General features: G+C 55.9%; 14 protein-coding genes and 1 pseudogene. 5 read left to right on the plus strand and 10 right to left on the minus strand.

All coding sequences use genetic code 11. The features are described 5' to 3' along the window. The first annotated feature begins 241 nt into the window (after nt 1–241). Both JOY50_RS12255 and JOY50_RS12260 read left to right on the plus strand, forming a co-directional pair. Nucleotides 242–409, plus strand: a complete 168-nt coding sequence (locus tag JOY50_RS12255) for a hypothetical protein (protein WP_243055252.1) — start codon at nt 242–244, stop codon at nt 407–409. Nucleotides 410–582: 173 nt separating this feature from the next. Then, nucleotides 583–1,383, plus strand: a complete 801-nt coding sequence (locus JOY50_RS12260; protein ID WP_176417814.1) for a hypothetical protein — start codon at nt 583–585, stop codon at nt 1,381–1,383. Nucleotides 1,384–2,195: 812 nt separating this feature from the next. Here JOY50_RS12260 and qatD read toward each other — a convergent pair. The 5 genes from qatD to JOY50_RS12285 all read right to left on the minus strand — a co-directional run bounded on the left by qatD (nt 2,196) and on the right by JOY50_RS12285 (nt 7,516). Beyond that, complete coding sequence (gene qatD, locus JOY50_RS12265) at nt 2,196–2,936, minus strand: Qat anti-phage system TatD family nuclease QatD (protein ID WP_243055253.1); 741 nt, start codon at nt 2,934–2,936, stop codon at nt 2,196–2,198. Beyond that, nucleotides 2,936–4,201: a Qat anti-phage system QueC-like protein QatC gene (gene qatC / locus JOY50_RS12270; protein WP_243055254.1), complete on the minus strand. Its 1,266-nt coding sequence runs from the start codon at nt 4,199–4,201 to the stop codon at nt 2,936–2,938. Before qatC ends, qatD begins: the two co-directional genes overlap by 1 nt. Beyond that, on the minus strand, nt 4,198–5,031 hold the full coding sequence (locus JOY50_RS12275; protein ID WP_243055255.1) for a hypothetical protein: 834 nt from the start codon (nt 5,029–5,031) through the stop codon (nt 4,198–4,200). The genes qatC and JOY50_RS12275 overlap by 4 nt, the downstream gene beginning before the upstream one ends. Then, nucleotides 5,031–6,980 carry a P-loop NTPase fold protein gene (locus JOY50_RS12280; protein ID WP_243055256.1) on the minus strand — a complete coding sequence of 650 codons (1,950 nt, stop codon included), beginning with the start codon at nt 6,978–6,980 and terminating at the stop codon, nt 5,031–5,033. The genes JOY50_RS12275 and JOY50_RS12280 overlap by 1 nt, the downstream gene beginning before the upstream one ends. 110 nt (nt 6,981–7,090) lie before the next feature. Beyond that, nucleotides 7,091–7,516, minus strand: a complete 426-nt coding sequence (locus tag JOY50_RS12285) for a 5-carboxymethyl-2-hydroxymuconate Delta-isomerase (protein WP_259374944.1) — start codon at nt 7,514–7,516, stop codon at nt 7,091–7,093. Nucleotides 7,517–7,741: 225 nt separating this feature from the next. Between JOY50_RS12285 and JOY50_RS12290 the strand changes: the two genes are divergently transcribed. Further along, nucleotides 7,742–8,035 (plus strand): hypothetical protein, encoded by a 294-nt coding sequence (locus JOY50_RS12290; protein ID WP_243055258.1) that lies wholly within the window; start codon nt 7,742–7,744, stop codon nt 8,033–8,035. A 134-nt stretch (nt 8,036–8,169) separates the two neighbouring features. Here JOY50_RS12290 and JOY50_RS12295 read toward each other — a convergent pair whose 3' ends face one another. The 5 genes and pseudogenes from JOY50_RS12295 to JOY50_RS29270 all read right to left on the minus strand — a co-directional run bounded on the left by JOY50_RS12295 (nt 8,170) and on the right by JOY50_RS29270 (nt 15,070). Continuing rightward, nucleotides 8,170–10,158, minus strand: a complete 1,989-nt coding sequence (locus JOY50_RS12295; protein ID WP_243055259.1) for a UvrD-helicase domain-containing protein — start codon at nt 10,156–10,158, stop codon at nt 8,170–8,172. Next, on the minus strand, nt 10,158–12,242 hold the full coding sequence (locus JOY50_RS12300; RefSeq protein ID WP_243055260.1) for an ATP-dependent endonuclease: 2,085 nt from the start codon (nt 12,240–12,242) through the stop codon (nt 10,158–10,160). The genes JOY50_RS12295 and JOY50_RS12300 overlap by 1 nt, the downstream gene beginning before the upstream one ends. Nucleotides 12,243–13,256: 1,014 nt before the next feature. Further along, a pseudogene (locus tag JOY50_RS12305) lies at nt 13,257–14,021 on the minus strand (ATP-binding protein); the annotation flags it as partial. 103 nt (nt 14,022–14,124) lie between these two features. Next, entirely contained in the window at nt 14,125–14,433 is a 309-nt protein-coding gene (locus JOY50_RS12310; protein WP_243055261.1) for a winged helix-turn-helix domain-containing protein, read from the minus strand. Nucleotides 14,434–14,755: 322 nt separating this feature from the next. Continuing rightward, complete coding sequence (locus JOY50_RS29270; protein WP_405045983.1) at nt 14,756–15,070, minus strand: LysR family transcriptional regulator; 315 nt, start codon at nt 15,068–15,070, stop codon at nt 14,756–14,758. Nucleotides 15,071–15,292: 222 nt separating this feature from the next. On the opposite strand from JOY50_RS29270, the gene JOY50_RS12315 reads away from it, so the two are divergent. After that, nucleotides 15,293–16,396, plus strand: coding sequence for an alkene reductase (locus tag JOY50_RS12315; protein WP_243055306.1), 1,104 nt, complete (start codon nt 15,293–15,295; stop codon nt 16,394–16,396). A gap of 388 nt (nt 16,397–16,784) precedes the next feature. Then, entirely contained in the window at nt 16,785–19,187 is a 2,403-nt protein-coding gene (locus JOY50_RS12320) for a membrane-bound PQQ-dependent dehydrogenase, glucose/quinate/shikimate family (RefSeq protein ID WP_243055262.1), read from the plus strand. Nucleotides 19,188–19,208 lie beyond the last annotated feature (21 nt).

Raw genomic sequence — 19,208 nt, forward strand, 5'->3', positions numbered from 1 at the left:
CTCGATGTCTGAGCAGTCGATCTTCGGGGCGTACTGCTGCAGTCACCGCATAGGCATGACAGCTGATACGATACCCCCAGATTTCCGCGCCTAGATCAGCAATGGTGGGTGTCGGATCAACTAACCGGTGCCCGCTCCAAGCAACAGGCCTAAGTCGATGGCAAAGTGCTGATCGCGTATTTCTCCTGAAGCCTGCTCATTTATACTGGCGATCGCAAAGGCGAACACATGGTGGGTTTAGATGTTTATTGAGTTTGACCTCAACCGCAACGATTTTGATGCCTTGATGCGGCACTGCCAAACGTACAGGCCGGAAACCGGGGATGCCCGTGAAGATCGACGCTTGCTCAATGCGCTTGAAGTGCTGTTGGAAGCCATGAGGGGGTCTGATCAGTCCCCTGAGAGCTGAAAGCCAAGAGCTCTGCCCTCGGAGATCCATGGCGTGCATTTGATGCGCAGACGTCTATGTGGGCGCCAGCTCAGGCTGGGATATCAAGGCGCGGATGGATTATGTACGCTGAGCAGATCGCAGATCTGCCCAGAAAATCGTGTGTCTTCAAAATGAGCCTGCAGGGAGGCAACTTGGCCAAACTCGACTTTATTTTCAGTGTTCATATGTGTGCCCTCAGCGAGTCCATCTCTGTCATGCGAATGCTCGCAGAGCAGGCAGAAAAAAATGTGGCGCTTGCACTCAAGGAAGCCGAAGATTTGATAAAGGAGCATGAGCACGAAGAAGAAGCGTACGATCAGTACGGTGAAAGCTACGTGCGGCAACGGACTTTCTACTCATGTGGCGCTTCTATCGATTATGACCATGATGAAGTGTTATTGACGCACAAGTTTATGATTGCCCAACTCACTCGACGCTCAGCATTTCTTACGATGTTTGGGTTGTTCGAACACCGTATGAGTCAATGCCTGGAGTTTATGCTTGAACTCACTGGGTTTGAGGGAAAGCTCAAGGGTATGGGGCCAATTGAAAAGGCCCACGATATGCTGAAAAAGGTCATTGGTGGCAAAGGCATCACAGACCTGGATCATCTGACTGTTATCAGGAACGTAATGGCTCACAGCGACGGCACCGCTAAGGGCTACAGGGAAATAAGCACGCGTATTGGTAGAAAGAACACTTGGGAAAAAAGGGTCTTGTCAGCCATTCGCAAAACCGAGGGGGTGGGGGTGTCGGTCAACTTTTTTGACGGTGTCCTGATGGACGAACGCTTTTTGGAGTATGCCGCCGACGATTTTCAAAGGTACGTGGGAGAAATGGAGGCGGCAGTGCAGCGATATCATGCAAAATATGGGAGTGAATCAAGTAAAAACCGGCGCAAGGGGTGGTTGAGCAGGATAAAAGAGCATTGGTTTGTCAAAATGTTCGCCTAGTACTTTTCGAACCTGTCGAATGCCCTACAGAATAGATGATGCCATCGATCGGAGGGCGCGCCTCTAACCTCAGTCTGAGGTATTCATGGTCACGCCCCGATCCGACTTACGCTACGAATGATCTAATGCGAAACGCGAGAAGCGCTACTGCTACCACACCTACACATTGAGACCAAAAAGGCTCGAACCAGGCGTAGGTATCCTCGCCAAGCCAAACGCTGAACGCAGGCATGAGTGCGATCCAGGAGAGCCCAAGGCACACTGGCCAGCTGTAGCTGAGGCCCACGCCTAGTAGCCCTCGGCCCAGGCAGTATCCAAAGAGCCAGGCTAGAGCCAGCCTCCCCAAGACAACACCGGTCGTGGCAATATCCAGATGTACCTGGTCGGCCAACGTGACCACGGCACAGAAACACAAAACCACAGCCAAACAGATCAAGATTCCGGCAGGCGAGCTGCTGCTGTAACTTCCACGCATTGTTGTACCTCACTGATGAACGGTGATGTATCAATGCCCTTAAGCTGTTTCGATTTCAACTCAACCTGGAGCACTTTCTCCCAGGTCTCCTGAAACCGCTTGATGCCGGTGCCCTTTCGGGGGATCCACCCTACCCTCTGCCTCTCATGCCCCCTGCTGCCTGGCGCTGGCCGTCTGAAGGCGTGTCATGGATTGTGCACCGATTAGTGATCGCGGCGGTCAGACCTGCCCGCCAACATGCACTCGGTTGTAACGTTGTGCTCGGTTCGGTTGCTCCATGCATCCATCCTCCATTCACCGCCCGCCTGGCTAACCTGTACGGGCTTTATGGCTTGGATCAACCCTGTGCCCGAATCAGGCCAAGAAGCCGACGAGAATTCGACTCCAGAATATGCATGGCGTCTGCAGGAGTGACGTCCCATACCTTTCCCAGCATCTGCGCGGTATGACCTGCACTCCACGGCATGACACTGGCGCCATCTACCTGCGCAAATGGCCCATCGCTTTCAGGGACGACCCGATCGCGTGGGAGTTTCTTGGCCAAGGCCTGCCCCGCTGCCGAGTTGAAGGCTGCTGGGCCAATGCTGAACCAGCAGTCCTGTGCTATTGCCGCCTTGAGCTCCGTCGTGGTTCCAGTGAACCAGTGCAGCACCGCAGTACCGTAGCCCGGATGATCGTGCAATACCGCCAGCACATCCTTAACGGCCTGACGCGAATGGATGCTCAGTACTCGACCGCCGAGGGCTGCGCACTGCGCCACGACGGCAACAAACACGCTGCGCTGCACGTCGTAACTCGCCTGAAAGCGCTTGGAGCCATCCAGGCCGACCTCGCCCACTGCCTTCACGTGTCTGATCTGCTCAAGCAGCATGTCGAGCTCAGCGTGACGGGCGCCAACGATCTCCGGGTGCAGTCCGGGAGTGATCAGCACCTTGTCGCTTCCACCCAGCACTCTGGACGTCGCGCTGAACGCTCGGGGGCTGGTGGTGACAAGCCACGTGAACTCGTTCCTCTCCTGTGCCTGTGCAAAAACGTCACGGGCATTGGGGTAAAGGTCGAGGTGGCAGTGGAAGTCCATCAAAGTACGCCATCTCCAGTTAGCAAGGCTTCAAGTTCATTAATGCCATTCGTGAGCACTGAGCGATACTGTGGGCGCTCATCGACTGGAGCAAACGCGAGCGAGGCGCCCAGGAATCTGTCGATACCCTTAGACCGGGTCGTCAAGACAGCCTGTGCCACAGCCATGGGATCATCAGGGCCGCTGGACTTGTCGCTCCCGACCAGGCTGGAATACACATACTGGGTGGCATCATTCCCTCCCGTCCATGCTGTGAACGCAGCGCGACGAATCATACAAGGTACGCAGCGTCCGCAGTGCGTGCGGTTATAGGTGCGGAAACGCCCACAGCTGGTCGTCTGCCAGGCCAACTGCTGCAGGCGCACCGGATCAAGGCAGTCGTTCATCATTTCGCCCTTGGTCTTGAACCGATAGGGTAATTCCAGCTGCACATGCACTCCAATGCCGTCCAGCACCTGCTGGAGCTTGGCTATGAACAGTGGGTGCGTCGTGCGAGTGCTCAAGCTCGATACGCGCCCGGGGACAAGCGGCGGATTCACGCAGATGAACCCGTTCTCAGGAATGAACAACGTGGGGCGAGGGTCGGCCAGCCGCGAGGTCGCCAGCACTGCGAACGCATAGAACGCCAAGGATCGGGCACGGGTTGAAGGTTCTTTGGGGCCCTTGAAGCTGATGCCGTGACTCCACTGATAATGAGCTCCATCGCCGCCTAGCAGCTGGGCGTAATCTCGCTGGCGCTGCGAGTCCTCATGCGCCAGTTGCGAGACAAACAAGGGACGCCGCCCTTGAGCTACCAGATCGAGACCGCCGATCAGGCTATCAAGGCCTCCCGACAGCAACGACACGCAGTCCTGAGGTTTGGCAACGAACTTTCCTTCAGGTGGCGGCATGCCCGCGCCGGTGAAGATAAGCGTCCAGTAATCCCCGGTCAAAACCTTGAGCAGCTGTTCCAGCTCGGCTCTGTAAGGCTCCCATCGCAGCGGCTCATGCAAGCCGACGCTGAGCTCAATCGTACGCGTCCAACCATCGGCGCTGGTCTTGCGCATCCCACACAGATCAGTTGCGCACACCGCCAGGCAAAACTGAACGAAATCCCAAGTGGCCGGGCTAGGCCGGAAGCCTTTGCGCTTGAGGGATCCATGCCAGCCCTTGGCAATGGTACCAACACCCTCTCGCCGGGCGGACTTGAAGTACGAAAAGACGCGTTCGCCCGGTTGAAGTTCAGCGGGCAGTTGGTCAGCTCTTGCGCAAATTACCTTGATCATTCTGCAAAGACCTCCAGGGCGCCCTGGAGGACTGTTTGCGCCAGGGTTTGGCAATCCAATCGTTGGCCTGCTAGTCCTTCCATGATCCGCTCTACCTCACCGTGTACCCATTCCTGAACATCATTTCGAAGCTCTTGCACTTGAAGGGGCGAATACTTCAGTTTTTCGTAGGTCTGGCCTAGTTGCTCGTCGAGTCGGTTGCACACAGCGTTACCGATTGTGAAACCGATGACCGAGTTGATCTGGTCATCGGTGAGGACGAAAACATCGACGTCTGGATCTTTTTGGTACAGCAAGGCCATCGCGTCCGACCCTGCGTTGCGCAGCGACTCATCATCGATGCTCCCGGTGTCAGGCATGACTTCCTTGATGAGTTCAAGTACCAGGTCTTCTGCCGAAAGATTCTGGCCACGTACTCGCTGCAGCCAGTCGATCGCTTGCTGGGTGCTGCCATCTCGGATGGCTTCGAGGAACTCGCCCAAACGGCCGGCGCCCTGAGCAACTCCGCGCATTGTTCGCGCGGCTCGAGCCGAACCGCCCATCCCCTTATTGATCATGCTACTGGCGGCCCCACGGAGCGCGTCCCTCCCACCACCCGAGAGATACTTACCCAGCTTGGCGCGAGCCGGCATGAACCGGCGATCGGGCGCTACATCACACTCCGGGCCAGCCTCGGCATTATCGTCTTGGCCACCAGGCGTGTCGTCGGTGCCTTCGGTTTCCGTTGTGCCATCTCCGGGCCCTGCCCCCGCGCCCTCCCCTTGATCCAGCCACTCTGGATCGAAGGGTGAGCCTGCTTTACCACCACTGCTCGAAGTTGAGGTACCCATCAGCTTGCATTCCTTAGCGCCCGATCGATTGCGTTCTTCGTATTCCCCGCGACGTCTGAATTCTCCTTCCAGGCCTTGAGAACATCTGTGGCCCAGGACTGGTTGGCGAGAGGGGGAATGATCCCTGGCCCTACCGATTTCGCTGGTGCTTGGGCCAGTAGGACAGCCGCGCGTTTACCCAAGGATGTGTGCACCTTGCAGGGTTCAATTAGCATGACCATCTCGGTCTTATTCTTCCAAGAGCGGGAGGTGACGGTGCCCTGCCAAGCCTTCACCATGGCGAGCTCAGCCTGCGTGGTATCCAAGGCTCGGATGGCCTGGGTCAGTGGATCGTTACCGCTGGAGGCTTTCTTCAGCATGTCCCGAAGCTGTCGCGAAGCAGGCGTCATGTTGTCATCCCCGAAGTCTCGGGTAGCCGAGTCGCGACTCAGGTGAAGCAATGGACGCAAGTCCCTGGATCCCAGCGCAGGGGCTAGCTGCAGCCACTCCCTCACAAAAAACTCATCTGGGAAGTTCTCAGGCAGCCCTGCTCCGCTGGCGGCAAGAGACTCAGCCTCTAGAAGGATGGATACCTCGCCGTCATTGTCCGAAGTCACCAGTGAGGACAGCGTTTTGGCGAGGTCTTCGTTGCAGCGTTCAAGCAGGTGCCATTTGGCCAACGCAGGGACATCTAGCTTGATTCCCTGAGGCGCCGCCAGCGACTGACGCAGGAATACGGTGTTCAGGAACCGCTTCATCAGTCGCGGGTTAGCACTGATGGCGGTGGAGTTGAACATGAGTGGCGCCAGCCCCTCGGCAAGCTGCATAAGCTCCTGAAGTCTGAGATCACCATCGACGAGCTCAAACAGGAATTCGGTGGTGATCGTCTCGCCCTGCCAACTCTGACTCAGCCTTTTGGGGATGAGCAGTTTGGCATCCTCAAACTTGTCTTGCGAGAACGCTCCAGCTCTGGCCTCGCGCTCGAGCAAGAGCAGTACCAGGTAGGCCTTGGCCTCATTCACGCCAAGGCGAGGTACGTGCAGGGGTACCTGAATGAGCTTATCAAAGTAGTTGGTCGCGATGTCGTCGTTGATATCGGTTCCTTCGAAGTGCTTCTTGACCGCCCCACGAATGAAGTCGTTGTCGGCAGCGATCACGAATGCCGTACGCTTGAGGAACAGCAGAAGGCGGATCGACTCCAACGTCGAGATGGCCGTTTCAGGAAGGCACCTGTCGAGGTCATCGACAAATACTACCAAGGTCACCCCGAGCTCACCGAGCAGCTGCTGCAGCGCATCGCGAAACGCCTGGATCTCGTTCGGCAGAGACATGGGATTGGCCGGATTCAAGATGCCAAGCGATTTGAGACCAAAGTAATCTGCAGCCCCTTCGTCATCACTGCCGTCGGCGTCGGCACCTTTTGCCCCTGCCGCCTGGTCGTCTCCAGCATCTCCTGCTGAGGATTTGAACCAGCCCATGGCTTTGACGACTGCCTTACCCACCGAGCCTATGGGCAGCCCGGTCTTGATGGTAAGCGCGGCCTCAGTGCTGACCTGTACAAGCTTCAGCAAATTGATCCTGCGCATCAGGTCGACAGCTTTGTTCCACAGTGTCTGGTCACCTTTGGCGAGATTGAGCACCTCATCGCCAACGATCTGCAGTAAGGCGCTGCGAGCGCTCTCGAAATCTTGATAAAGCCACGGGTTGAATGTGATAACAACGTAACGGGTGTCCTGTGCGCTATCTGCGGAACCCGTTTGGGGGGCGGTAGAAGGTGTCGCGCTAACAGCGGGCAGGTCGTCCAAGCGTGAGGCAATCATCTTCACCAAGGAGGATTTACCCGCGCCCCAGCCACCTGACACGCCGATCGAGATGGGCTCGCCGGCACTTTGTCTCAGAAGACTCGCGCACGCATCTGCGACCACCCCAAAATTTAGGTAATCCGTCGTGGTTTCGTTGTCGTGCCACATGAGCTAAATCCATTTTCTGAGGCGATCGAACCGTCGGCTACGCGGATCCATCGCGATAAGAGGCAAGGCCAGGATTGTAGGCAAGTAGATAGCCATGTGCCATACGCTTGCTACATCCAGTAAGGTCTTGCAATGAAAAAGCGAGGTTGATGGGTACCTTCACTGAACGTCTTTGTGCGCTTGAGGGAGGTGGCTCGAACCGGAGCCCCTGGACTGGCTGAGCCAGGGGTGTTCGAAAAGCATGGCGAGTACAAATGTACTCCGGCGTGCTCTTCGGCAACTGTGAAAAACAGGCGGCCTATCTCCTCTCGTACCTCAAGCGTTCGCCCTGGAAGAATCTTCACGCTGATGAACACGAACCATGCCTCAGCATTGTCGCGCGCGACGAATGAGCTTGCGGCAGGAAACAAAAGCGTCCGCATACCACCGTCCGGAAAATGCCCGCTGTCCAGCGCCGCCTGGTGCAGTACATGCATCAGTTGCTCCGCATCCGAATGCTTCACGCCAGCGGTGTACCCGATTCTTATGTGAGGCAGTTAAGCTCCCTTGTACTTGGTACCCTCTACAGTACAGCTACCAAGCCACTGCTCGAAGCAGAATGAAGCTTTGGCCTGGCTCGCGTACCCCAAGAAGGAGAAACGAAAGTGCCATAGTGGTAACTGATTGTTTCCGTCACTTGAATACCGGCCAATAGCCACCACGTCTAATTGACCGGTAGCGATAAGGATTTCCCAGGATCGCCCGGCCCAGGAATGAAAGACATGGCCAAGGCTAAGACCATCAGCGATATCAACGACAAGTATGACTACACGGATGAGAATCCGGGCGGCAAGCAGGACGCAAAACTGGTGTCGTGTGCCCAGTGCGGGGACTACAACGAGCTCAGCTACATCTACACTCATAAGCTGAAGCCTCTGATCGACAAGAACAAGTTCTCGCACGAAGATGCCATTCAGGCCTTGGACGAGGCCTGCGCGAAACTTAAAAACCCACGCAGCCGTGTGGATTTTTACGAGTTCCTGACCGACAAGCTCGGCCACACCATCGCAGCATAACCCCTGCGTAGGTCTGATTGGACTGGGTGCTTGCTGTCTGAGTCAGCATCCAGTCTTTGTCGCTCGATAGGCTCAGGGGAATCTGTACAGCGATCGCAGCAGTCTTCCTGGTGCCCCACATTCCGGATCGTGGGTTAGTGAGCCACTTGCGCACCGAGCTCATTGATCACCCATCCCTGCGCTTCCAGCGCTGCCCTTCGCTCAGCTCTCGCCTCCCCTTCACCCAGTGCACTGGTTCGGATAGCCAGACACAGCAAGTGCGTAGGCCTGGTCATCCCGACGTACATGAGCATCCTGTTCTTCCGGTAAGTCACCTGATGTTCCTTCTTCACCAGCGGCTTCCCTTCCAGCCAGGGCAACATCATCTCCAGGACATGCTGTCCACTGAACGTTTCCACGATTAGTGTCGCCGAATGAGTCTTACCTTTGACGGCATGCATGGATGACAGTTGGACGTCGACGGGGGCATGTTCACTTTCGTCAGATCGGTATGTGTTGATGGTTTCACGGGGTATCTCGGACTCGTCGGTGTCACGTGGCTCTGTCCACGCCAGGTACGCCTCAACCTCCGCTTCGTTTGAAATCGTCTCGCCAGGATGCAGCTCTGCGATCAGGCGCTTAAGCAGCACGGCATGCCTCTGAACCCAACGCTCCTCTCGCAGCGGATGGGCATGGAACAAATAGAGGTAGATGCCTCGCTGGTAGGCTTCCAGAAGCGTCGTATTCAACGCCAAGCCGCGCTCTATGAAGCGATGAAGCCTTGTCCTGATCTGGACAGGTCTCCTCAAGCCTGCACGCTCAGCCAGATGAAGCAAGCACTTGGCAATCATTTCAACGCTTTCGTGTGCATGACCGCTAACGGCCAGATGCGCTCTCGCCCTGCGAACACCTTCAACGAATGTTTTGGGCGTATACCTCGAGCTGTTGGCATCTGAGCGATAGGCGCTCCAGTAGTGCTCCAGAGCCTTCGGGAATTGCTCCTCCTTGTAGTTCTTCAGCCTGTGAACAGCGCCGATCGCATGCACCCCATCTTTGCGATCCGAGACAGCCAGGCACCGGGAAACCAGCTGCGCAAACGCACCGAGAACACTGCTCGTATCGTCGTCAGGGAAGACAAAGATCGTGTTTGGACAAACATCGCCGGCCCTGCCCCTCCCGATCAATCCCCCTGCAATGGGAGCGACTGCGAAGTTGTTCGCCAAGGAAGCAATGGCCTGGTTGAATCGAAAGCTGGTGGAGATATCGATTGTCTCTCCATGAGGAAAAGCGCCATCAGACTCGCCGTCTCCCTCGAAGATCTGCTGATTGGGATCCCCTACCCTGACCACTACGGTATTCACGGCATCGCGTGGAAACACGTGGTTCAAGAGCTGATTCTGCACGACATCCGTGTCCTGCATCTCGTCGATGAGCACACAGGGAAACCGCGCTTGCAGCGACTGAGCGACATTTGGCTCCTGCTCAATCATGGCCTGGCCGAGCGTGAAGACCTCGTCATAGCAAAAGTAACCTTCCGAAGCGGCAGCCCCCATGGCTCTAGCTAGTTTTCCGTATGAGGGAGCCTCGGGTGAGCAAATGTAATGCACGCCCCCAAGCGGATTCGAAAAATCTGCCGTTTGAAGACGAAGATCAGCAAGCCTTCTTTCCTTTCTGCCAAGGAAGGTCTCCATATTTCTCCGCTCGTGTCCCAGCGCCCTACCCCTGGCACGCCCGGTCGCCTCGTCATCGATCATTACCAGCGGATGGCCATTCGACCGCAACCAGGGAGACGCCAAAAACCGCATGACAAAACCATGGATGGTGTCGATGAAATGGGGGTATCGCAGCAGCCTCTGGCCAACCTCCGTGGCGCCCAGCCGACGCTCGATCTCCTCGCGCGCCGCATTGGTGTGCGAAAGCACACAAATCCCCTGAGTACGGCTGCGCCAGTGACGACCAAGGATGGCGAGCTTGGCAACCACCAGGGTGGTCTTGCCGCTCCCAGGGCATGCCGCCACATCGAGCGTATCGAGACGTTTGAGAAACGCCCTCCGAGGCTCATCCAGATCGCGCAGCGACATCAGCTCGCTGACCCATGCGATGTCTGCATCCGTGACTGGCGAGACAAGATCCTGGAGCCGCATTACGCAGGTTCCTCCACACCGGCTGCTTGTGCATCGGCCGTGGTTGCAGGAGCTGTTGACTCTGGTGTTTGAGCCAGGATAGGGCCACCAGTAGCATATTCGATCGCCTCAACCACATAGGTCGGCAGCGCTGAATGCAAACTCGCCTGATCGAGCTGACCCTCATCAAATGCCAGCTGCAACAGGTCGACCAGGTGCTGTGCGGTGATCGACTTGGAGCCGGAATCCACAAGACGGTAGATCTCGGTAGCTTGCTCCTCATCGCTGGGGTACCGAGTCTTGAGGGCCTCGAGCGCCTTGCTTGCCCTCTCGAGGACTTTCTCCCGAGTCAACTTACGCTCGTTGATCTTCGCGTCATGCAGAGCCAGCATGGCGGCTCGATGTACCCAATCCATGAGTCCCCCGACAGCCAGGTCGTACTCAAGCGTCCAATGATTGGCGACGAAGGTTTTTACGTTCTGGCCATCGCCACGTGTCCGTTTTTGCCGATGAGCCGCTAGCTTGGGTTTTCGCTCCAAATGAGTTGCGCCGAAGTCGCTCAGCATGCGCCACCGGCGAGGCGCCGGCTTAAAATTGGGTGTGCGCTTGTTCGGGTTCAGCCCCATGATGGCTGGCGCGCAATCAGGCATCACGTCCATGTCGGTGATGCAGGCCGTGGGGATCTGTATGATGCCTTCAGACTCGTCAGCGCGCTGCATGATGTGCGCATACCGACGCAAACCGACGCCGCCGACGTTGACGATCGATACACCATGCTCGGTCAGGTCGCGCCCAAGCAGCCGAGCCAGCGCCGGCAGAAGAATTGCCTCGGCATCCCCTTCAACAATGAGCAGTCCCTTGGCAAAGAACAGGCTGGCTTTCGTGACATCCAAGAAACGACTCAAGAACCGATAGTCATCTACCGACAGCTTGGTTCGCCCCTGCGCCATGGAGAACGCGCGCTGACCTTGAATCAGTACGAGGTTTTCCAAGGCGATCTTGGAGCTCAGGTTGGGGCTGTGCGTTGTCAGAATCACCTGAACGGCACGAGTCTGCGCTTGTTCTTGAACGTGTTCCTGAGCTTGGGCTTGAGGCTGTGAGGCTCGCTCCAGGAACTCCATCAGTCTGAGTTGGCGCTGCGGATGAAGGTGCGCCTCGGGCTCTTCGATCAGCAGAAGTGGCAGACCGTCTGGCTCCTTGCCCAGCAGGAGGAGCTCGCAGGCCATGAACAGCAGATTATTGGAGCCCAGGCCGTAAGTGCCCTTGGCAAGCCCCGAGCCCTTATCCAACAACCCCAGCTCAAGGCGCTCAAGAATCTGTTTGAGCTTCGTGGTCTCACTGCCGCTGTCGCCGAAGCCGAGATGGCTATGAAGTGGCTGTCCAGCCAGTGAAAGGGGTTCCAGGTAGCGTTCGTTGATCGTCGCTTGGGCAACCCTGATTGCGCCATGCCCTCTGACGAGTTCACGCATGTAATCGCCCATGCCGGCAATACTCAGGCCGGATGCCTCGGCTGTTGAAGCTGGCGGAGCCGTGTCAACATAGGATTCACCGGTATCGATTCCCGGAAAGCTGGACAGGACTTGGGACAAGCGAGAGTTACGACCCGGCGACATCTCACGCTCAGCATCGCGCAACGGTTTCAAGTAGGCGGTCGCCAGTAACTGGCGCGCTCCAACGTCCAAGGCAGGCCCCTCTCCGCGCGCCCCACAGCGGACTTGGATGTCGACCCAGCGACGTGACGCTGTCGGCAACGCGAGTCGACGTGCTGACCAGTGCACATGAAGCAGGCCCTCGCCATCCGCAAATGTTACGTACTCAGCAAAGGCTCCGAGTTCCAGCGTGGATAACCCGGACAGCGTGCACACCAGAGTGATGTCGGTAGCAGGTTCGCCATGCCCTGTGACATGGAAGTCCTCCAGCTCAAGGCGAAGGAAGTCGGAGTCACGGGTCTGCAGGACATGCCGGATGGCGTCGATCACTGCGGTTTTGCCGGCATCATTCTCCCCTACAAGCGCAGTGACGCCCTCGTTGAAATGAATGACAAAGCCTGGAGTAAGATCGCCAAACTGGCGGAAATTACGGATAGACAGCGCTGAAAGGTACATCCCCACTTCTCCCTAAGCCTGGCTTCTATCGGCCTCTGGGCTTCCAAGCCGAACGCAATGTGACTGGCTATATGCCACAGACTGGGGCAAGGCGCTATCCCGAGCAACTGGTAGCGAGAGCGGGGAACAGTGGCGACTACACCTTAAAGCTGGAGTTCGGATGCTTCAGAGTCAAGCGCCCCCACCACTTGGGTGGGGGGCACGCTATCAGTGCTTGAACAGCCCCAGGATCAAGTTGGCCAAGCCAATCACGATTTTCAGCATATCCAGTAATCGAGTGACCCACCTCCGCTCTGGCTTCTCAGGCTTTGGAGAAGCTTCAGGTTTCTCAGGCATAGGCTCCGAAGGCGATGCAGGTGTCGACTGCCGTTGGTTGTCCGTAAGGCAGAGATCTCTACGGAGCTCGGGCTGGCCAAGTATTTTAAAGGCCTGAAGCAAGATTGCTTCGGAGAGCGGACTTGCACCAGTTGCCCACGCTCATGAGGGCCCTATACGAACGGAGGCGAGCAAGGTCTAGCACCACCTGCCGCCCACGCCTTCTCATCACTACCTTTCGAGCTGCCAGAGTGCTGGAGCCCTGTGGCGCTACGCTTGGCAACTGCACCTCACTGGTAGCATCTGCTTGGCTGTGCACAGAGATTTTCTGCACGCGCAGCGCCTCTTCCGAACTTTGCAGGACACGCCGGACAAGGCTTCGATCTTTAGCAGAGTCACCACCGCTTTCAACCACCAGGCAGGCCGCCGCTAACACCTCGGCTATAAGTTGCTCAGCTTGATCTCTTTTTTATTTGGCATGGAGCCTCTACCTTGATTCGGCGTGCGTTCGCTTCACACAGACAAGCTACAAGCCGTCATGAGCTCTGTGTGGATGGGTGCCACCCAGTCAAATTGCGAAGATGACAGTGGCCAATTTTCAGGCCGGGAGCGAAAAAGGAAGCAGTGGCTTAGCTCGAGCTCTGATGCGACCTCCCAGCAAGATCAACGTGCCGGACAGTGCAAAAGTGAACAGGCTTACCCAGTCATAAACAAGACGGGAAGACCAGGCCTGCTGAACGCCCGGTACTGGCCATCTGCCTGCCGTCGATTCCCCCCGGGAGGCCAATGTCTGTCACAAGCACATCGATGCGGGTATCTGACCGGAGTAACTGGAGGCCGGCATTGGCTGTCAGCCGCCTCAATCACAATGTACCCGCAACTACCTAAAGCCTCGCTCACAAAAATGCGGACGGAGGGCTGGTCATCTACGACCAGTACCGTCTCGCCTGACGAAGCCACTGCCGATTCAGCCAGTGGCTTTAAGCGAGTCACAACGTCAATCTCGGCTTTGTGAGTGGGTAGTTGAAGGTAAACCCGGGGACTAACCCCCTCCTCCGACTTGATCCTGACCTGCCCTCCTGATTGTTTGGCGAAGCCATAGATCATGGACAGGCCAAGTCCGGTGCATGCCCCAACAGGCTTTGTCGTGAAGAACGGTTCAAATGCCCGAGCTAGCGTCTCAGGACTCATGCCGACACCGTCGTCGGAAACACAGATAGTGAAGTACGTCCCGGGTACCAACTCTGAATCCAGCTCTGCTCCCTGCGCGAGTTCTTCGTTGTACGTCTTGATGGAAATGCAACCTCCGCCTTCCAAGGTATCACGAGCATTGATGCATAGGTTCAGGAGTGAATTCTCGACCTGAGCCGGATCGACGAGGCACGTGCTCAATGTCGCATTCAGCTCCACCTTGAGTTGTATTGTTGGCCCTACAGTCCGGCTAATCAGCTCCTCCATATCGCTTTAAAGGAGAGAAGGTGTTTCCCAAGCCAGCCAGAAAATTCTTACAAGAGTTCACGTAACTGGAAGCGCCAATGTACGAAGCCATGTGTGCGCCTTGAATATCTCAATTATCTGTCTCGCAAAGCCTCAAACCTTTGCCTCGATGCGTTTCAATTCGAGTGGATGAGCCTAGTGCTCGAAGCACTTTGCGCAGGTAATTTAGTTGCACCTCAATGCGCTTGGTGCCAGGATCAAACGTGAAGCCCCAAACATTTTGAAAGATATTTTGGCGGCTGACTATGACGTCAGCATTGCTCACCAGCAACATAAGTAGGCGAAAAGAAGTCCCCTTCACCACTACCCGATTGTCATTGCAGATGGCTTGGCGCTGAGGGACATTCAGATTTAGGTCAGCGAAGGTAAGATCATTCATCATGGAAGGCCTGGGTCTCATACCAATCCCCAAAGCACAGGGGAGAATTTGGCCTTTCCTCTGGCTATCCATCGAGTCGCGACCTCTACAGCATGGTCACGCGTCAAAGGGCCCAAAGAAGCGGCCAAACTGAAGATACAATGATCAGTCATGTGCAACCATTGAGAAAAATCGAAGAGACGATTCATTTTTCGCATCGCAGGCCTGCCTCCTGCCCTTCTTACTCGGAGGGGTAAATCTACCTCCAGCCTGGACTGGTACAGCGCCATTTTTGATTATTCCCCATTGAGCTAGAGCCAGAAATTGATTGGCAACTCAGCGCTCACGGCTCTTGAAAAATATCTGCAGAAAATTGGCTGAACACATCACCTAAGATGGATAGAGAAGGCTCTAGGACTTTCGCTATTTTATGAGCCTGCGGTGTTGCGTGGAGTCTCTTACCTCGTCGAAGAAAAAGATCATCAGCAAAAAAAGCTCGCAAATCTCTTAATGTATTACTAATGGCTGGCTGTGAAACACCTAGCATTGCCGCAGCGGCGCTTGCACTCCTTGACCTGTAGACGGCAATGAAGACGACTAATTTGTTTAGATCCAGGCACCGCAATAGTTTCGGATCAAAGGAATTTAACCCAACCAAAAAAATCTCCTGTCGTTACCTTTTTAAAGCCGACACCCAGCTTCAAAAACCATGAACAAGCTGAGCTGATATTTTTAGGCTACAGGCACTACCATCAGACGACAATTTTTTATTGTGGAATAAAATTCCAAAATGCTTGGAATTCAAGGAGGGTTATCTGAAGTGGTAGCACGCGTATCTTTCTCTGATCAGCGCAACGGAGCGCATCATAGAGAGATCATCATGAGTTCACTTTTTTCGCCCTTTACCCTGTCAGGTCTTCCCTTAAAAAATCGCGTCGTGATGGCACCTATGACTCGCGCACGTGCAGAGTCGACGGTGCCAGATGAGCTGACCGTTCTGTACTACCAGCAACGTGCGGGAGCCGGGCTTATCATCACTGAAGGCGTGCCGGTTTCTTGGCAGGGGCGCGGCTACCTATTCAACCCCGGGCTTTACACTGAAGAGCAAGTCGAGGGCTGGAAAAAGGTTAACGACGCCGTTCACGCTGCTGGCGGAGCGATCTTTGCTCAGTTGTGGCATGTGGGACGGGTTTCTCACACGACATTGCAACCAGGCGGTGAAGCGCCCGTATCCGCTAGCGCTAAGATAGCCGCTAACTCAAACACTTATGCTTATGATGAGAATCGTCAGCCTGGCCCAGTGCAAGCCAGCAAGCCACGGGCTCTTTCAGTCCCAGAGATCGCGAATATCAAGACTGACTTCGTCCGAGCTGCTGAACGAGCCGTCCAAGCGGGCTTCGACGGTGTCGAGATCCATGGCGCAAATGGCTACCTCTTTGAGCAGTTCATCAATCCTACCGTCAACGACCGCACAGATGAGTATGGAGGATCAATTGAGAATCGAATCAGGCTCCTTCTCGAGACGATCGATGCGGTCGCAGCGCAGATCGGCCGCGATAAGGTAGGCGTCCGTATCTCACCATTTGGACGGCTGTTCGACATGGCGCCGTTCGTAGATGAAGCCGAAACATGGGTTGCGGTTGCAACGGAACTGCAGAAGCGCAACATTGCTTACGTACATCTTAGCGACCAATTGACAATCGGTGCCGAGCGGATGCCAGAGGGATTCGCCGAGTCGTTCAGGGAGTCGTACCAGGGGACGCTCATAGCTGCCGGGGGCTTTGATCGTGTTTCCGCTGAAGCAGCGCTTGAAGCTGGGGCACTCGATATGATCGCTTTCGGCCGCCCCTTCATTGCGAACCCTGACTTAGTCGAGCGGATGAAGAACGGATGGCCCATCGCGATGCCTGACCGCGAGACCTTCTACGGTAACAGCGGTGCAAAAGGCTATGTCGATTATCCCTTTTACGCTCCGGCACAGTGACGCTCTCCGGCTAGAAAATCCCCTCCACTGACGGCGCGACTAGCCGGGTTGCTGCTGGGCCTGATCTGTCCCATTGGAGGGATAAATAGGCTTAGCCATCCCGGCTGAGCCTCCAGCACAACCTGGTAAGCCACTCCCTAAGCACCGCCTATTCATGTCTGCGGCACAGCTCCCTTCCTCAAACCCTGGTCGACCAGAAGCCACTCAGGCTCAACTTTTTTCTCTATCCCTGGCTGCGCTCTCACCAGCCAGGCTTACGGCTTTGCTAAAAGTGTATTTGCCAGTACACTTCTGCGCCGCGCGGTTTTTTGCACCAATTCCAACAGCCAACTCCTCCGGCTAGACCCTGTCTGCACTGAGGAGGAGGCATACAAAAAAGGTACAACTGATGGATCAAAAGAATGCTTCTTGGCGAACCTGGCCAGCGATATTCGGCTGCTGCCTAACTATTTTCGCGATCGCCTTACTCGTGGGCGGATTCACTCTGGCGAGACTCGGCGGTTCCTGGTACTACCTTCTCGCCGGCGTCGCTTGCCTTGCTGCTGGGGGCTGGTATATCAAAGGGAGTCGCAAAGGATTTTGGGCATATGCAGCCCTATTCGTAGGAACACTGCTCTGGGCATTCTGGGAGGTCGGGCTCCAGTTCTGGGCCCTAATCCCTCGTCTCTCCGGCGTGGTTATCCTTGCTATCCCCGCTTTACTTCTGGCCCCGCACATGAAGGGGGCAGTAACCTCTGCAAGACCCTGGCGACTGAGTGCAGCTCTGATTGCACTGGTAGTGGTTGTATCAGGGATTGGAATGTTCAGAGAGCATGGGGTCATCACTTCTCGCGCCCCAGACGTACAAGCGAGCGCACCTGAAGATTCTCCAATTGGCAATTGGAATGGGTACGGTGGATCTCCTGCCGGCACCCGGTTTGTGCCTGCAGACCAGATCACCAAACGAAATGTCTCAGAGCTGAAAGTCGCGTGGACATTTCGCACTGGAGAATTGCCCGAGCTAGGCTCCGAGAATCAAAACACGCCGATCCAAGTGGGCGATACGATCTATGCCTGCACTCCGTTGAACCAAGTTATCGCGCTGAACGCTGATACCGGCGTAGAGCGTTGGAGGTTCGATCCAAAAGTCGTGCCTAACAGTAAGTGGCACCGCTGCCGCGGGGTTAGTTTTTATGACGAGTCGCCCCGTGCAAACCCGCTCTATCACGTCGTCACCGGTGATGGTGCTCAACCCGTCGACCAAACCTGCTCCAAACGAATTGTCACTAGCACGATCGATGCTCGGTTGATCGCACTGGATGCGGCCAACGGCAAGCCTTGCGAAGACTTTGGCGAGCATGGCGTAGTCGATCTGAAAACAGGCTTAGGCGAGATCAAGACCGCGTATTACGTTCCAACTTCAGCTCCTACGATTGCTGACGGCGTGATCATGGTTGGCGGATGGGTATTCGATAACCAAGAGGTGAGTGAGCCATCAGGAGTGTTCCGTGCTTTTGATGCTAAGACTGGCAAAGTTGCGTGGGCTTGGGATGTAGGTAATCCGAACCTTCAGACGCCTCCACCTGATGACCATATCTACACACGTGGTACACCGAACGTCTGGAGCACACCCGCTTTCGATGAGAAGCTCGGGTTGGTTTATCTGCCTACAGGCAACGCTACCCCTGATTACTTTGGTGGGAAGCGACGGTCGTTTGACGAGGAGAACTCTTCCTCAGTCGTCGCGTTAGAGATCGCCACCGGCAAGGTTAAATGGCGATTCCAAACCGTTCACCACGACCTCTGGGACTATGACGTTCCTGCCCAGCCAGCACTGTACGACATCCCTAATGCTGACGGCACCAAGACTCCTGCGCTGGTGCAGATCACAAAGCGGGGGCAGATTTTCGTACTCGACCGACGCGACGGTACGCCGGTACACCGTGTAGTTGAAAAAACCGTCCCACAAGGGGCCGCTCCAGGTGATTGGTTGTCACCGACTCAGCCTTACTCAGTCGACATGCCTGTAATCGGTACCAAGCACCTGCAGGAGTCGGACATGTGGGGCGCAACGATGTTCGATCAACTGCTTTGCAGGATTGAGTTCAAGTCGTTGCGATACGAGGGGGAGTTCACCCCTCCTCGCCCAGACTCCTCGGCGCTGCAGTTTGCTGGTAACTACGGAGGCATGAACTGGGGAAGCGCTTCGATTAACGAGGATACCGGGACTTTGATCGTCAACGATATTCGCCTGCCCCTCGTGACAACGCTGGTCGCCCCTCGAGCATTGGGCGATTCCCAAGGCGGCACTGATGCACATGGTGGGAAAAATCTTTATGCACCTCAGTCAGGGCTACCGTATGGCGTTGTGACAAGCCCATTTATGTCTCCACTTGGTATTCCATGCATCGCTCCGCCATTCGGCACCCTATCAGCGGTCGACATCAAGTCAGGAAAACTGCAGTGGCAACGCCCTGCCGGATCTGTGAAGGAAACTCACCTGCTTGGAGTGCGTGTCGGTTTGCCGATTCCAATGGGAATGCCGACTTTGGGTGGGCCATTCACTACCAGGTCTGGATTGGTCTTCTACTCGGGCACCCAGGATTATTATCTGCGGGCCTTCGATCAGAGTACCGGAGAGGAGCTCTGGAAATCGGCTCTGCCCGTGGGCTCTCAAGCGACACCGATGAGTTATGTATCGCCTGACACAGGTCGCCAATATGTTGTAGTGACTGCCGGAGGTGCACGACAGTCGCCGGATCGAGGTGACTACATCATTGCTTACGCATTGCCTGGCAAAGGCGACAAGTAGAGCGACGAGGCGACCCAAATG

It is taken from the genome of Pseudomonas sp. BP01 (assembly GCF_022760795.1).
GTDB lineage: Bacteria > Pseudomonadota > Gammaproteobacteria > Pseudomonadales > Pseudomonadaceae > Aquipseudomonas > Aquipseudomonas putida_Q.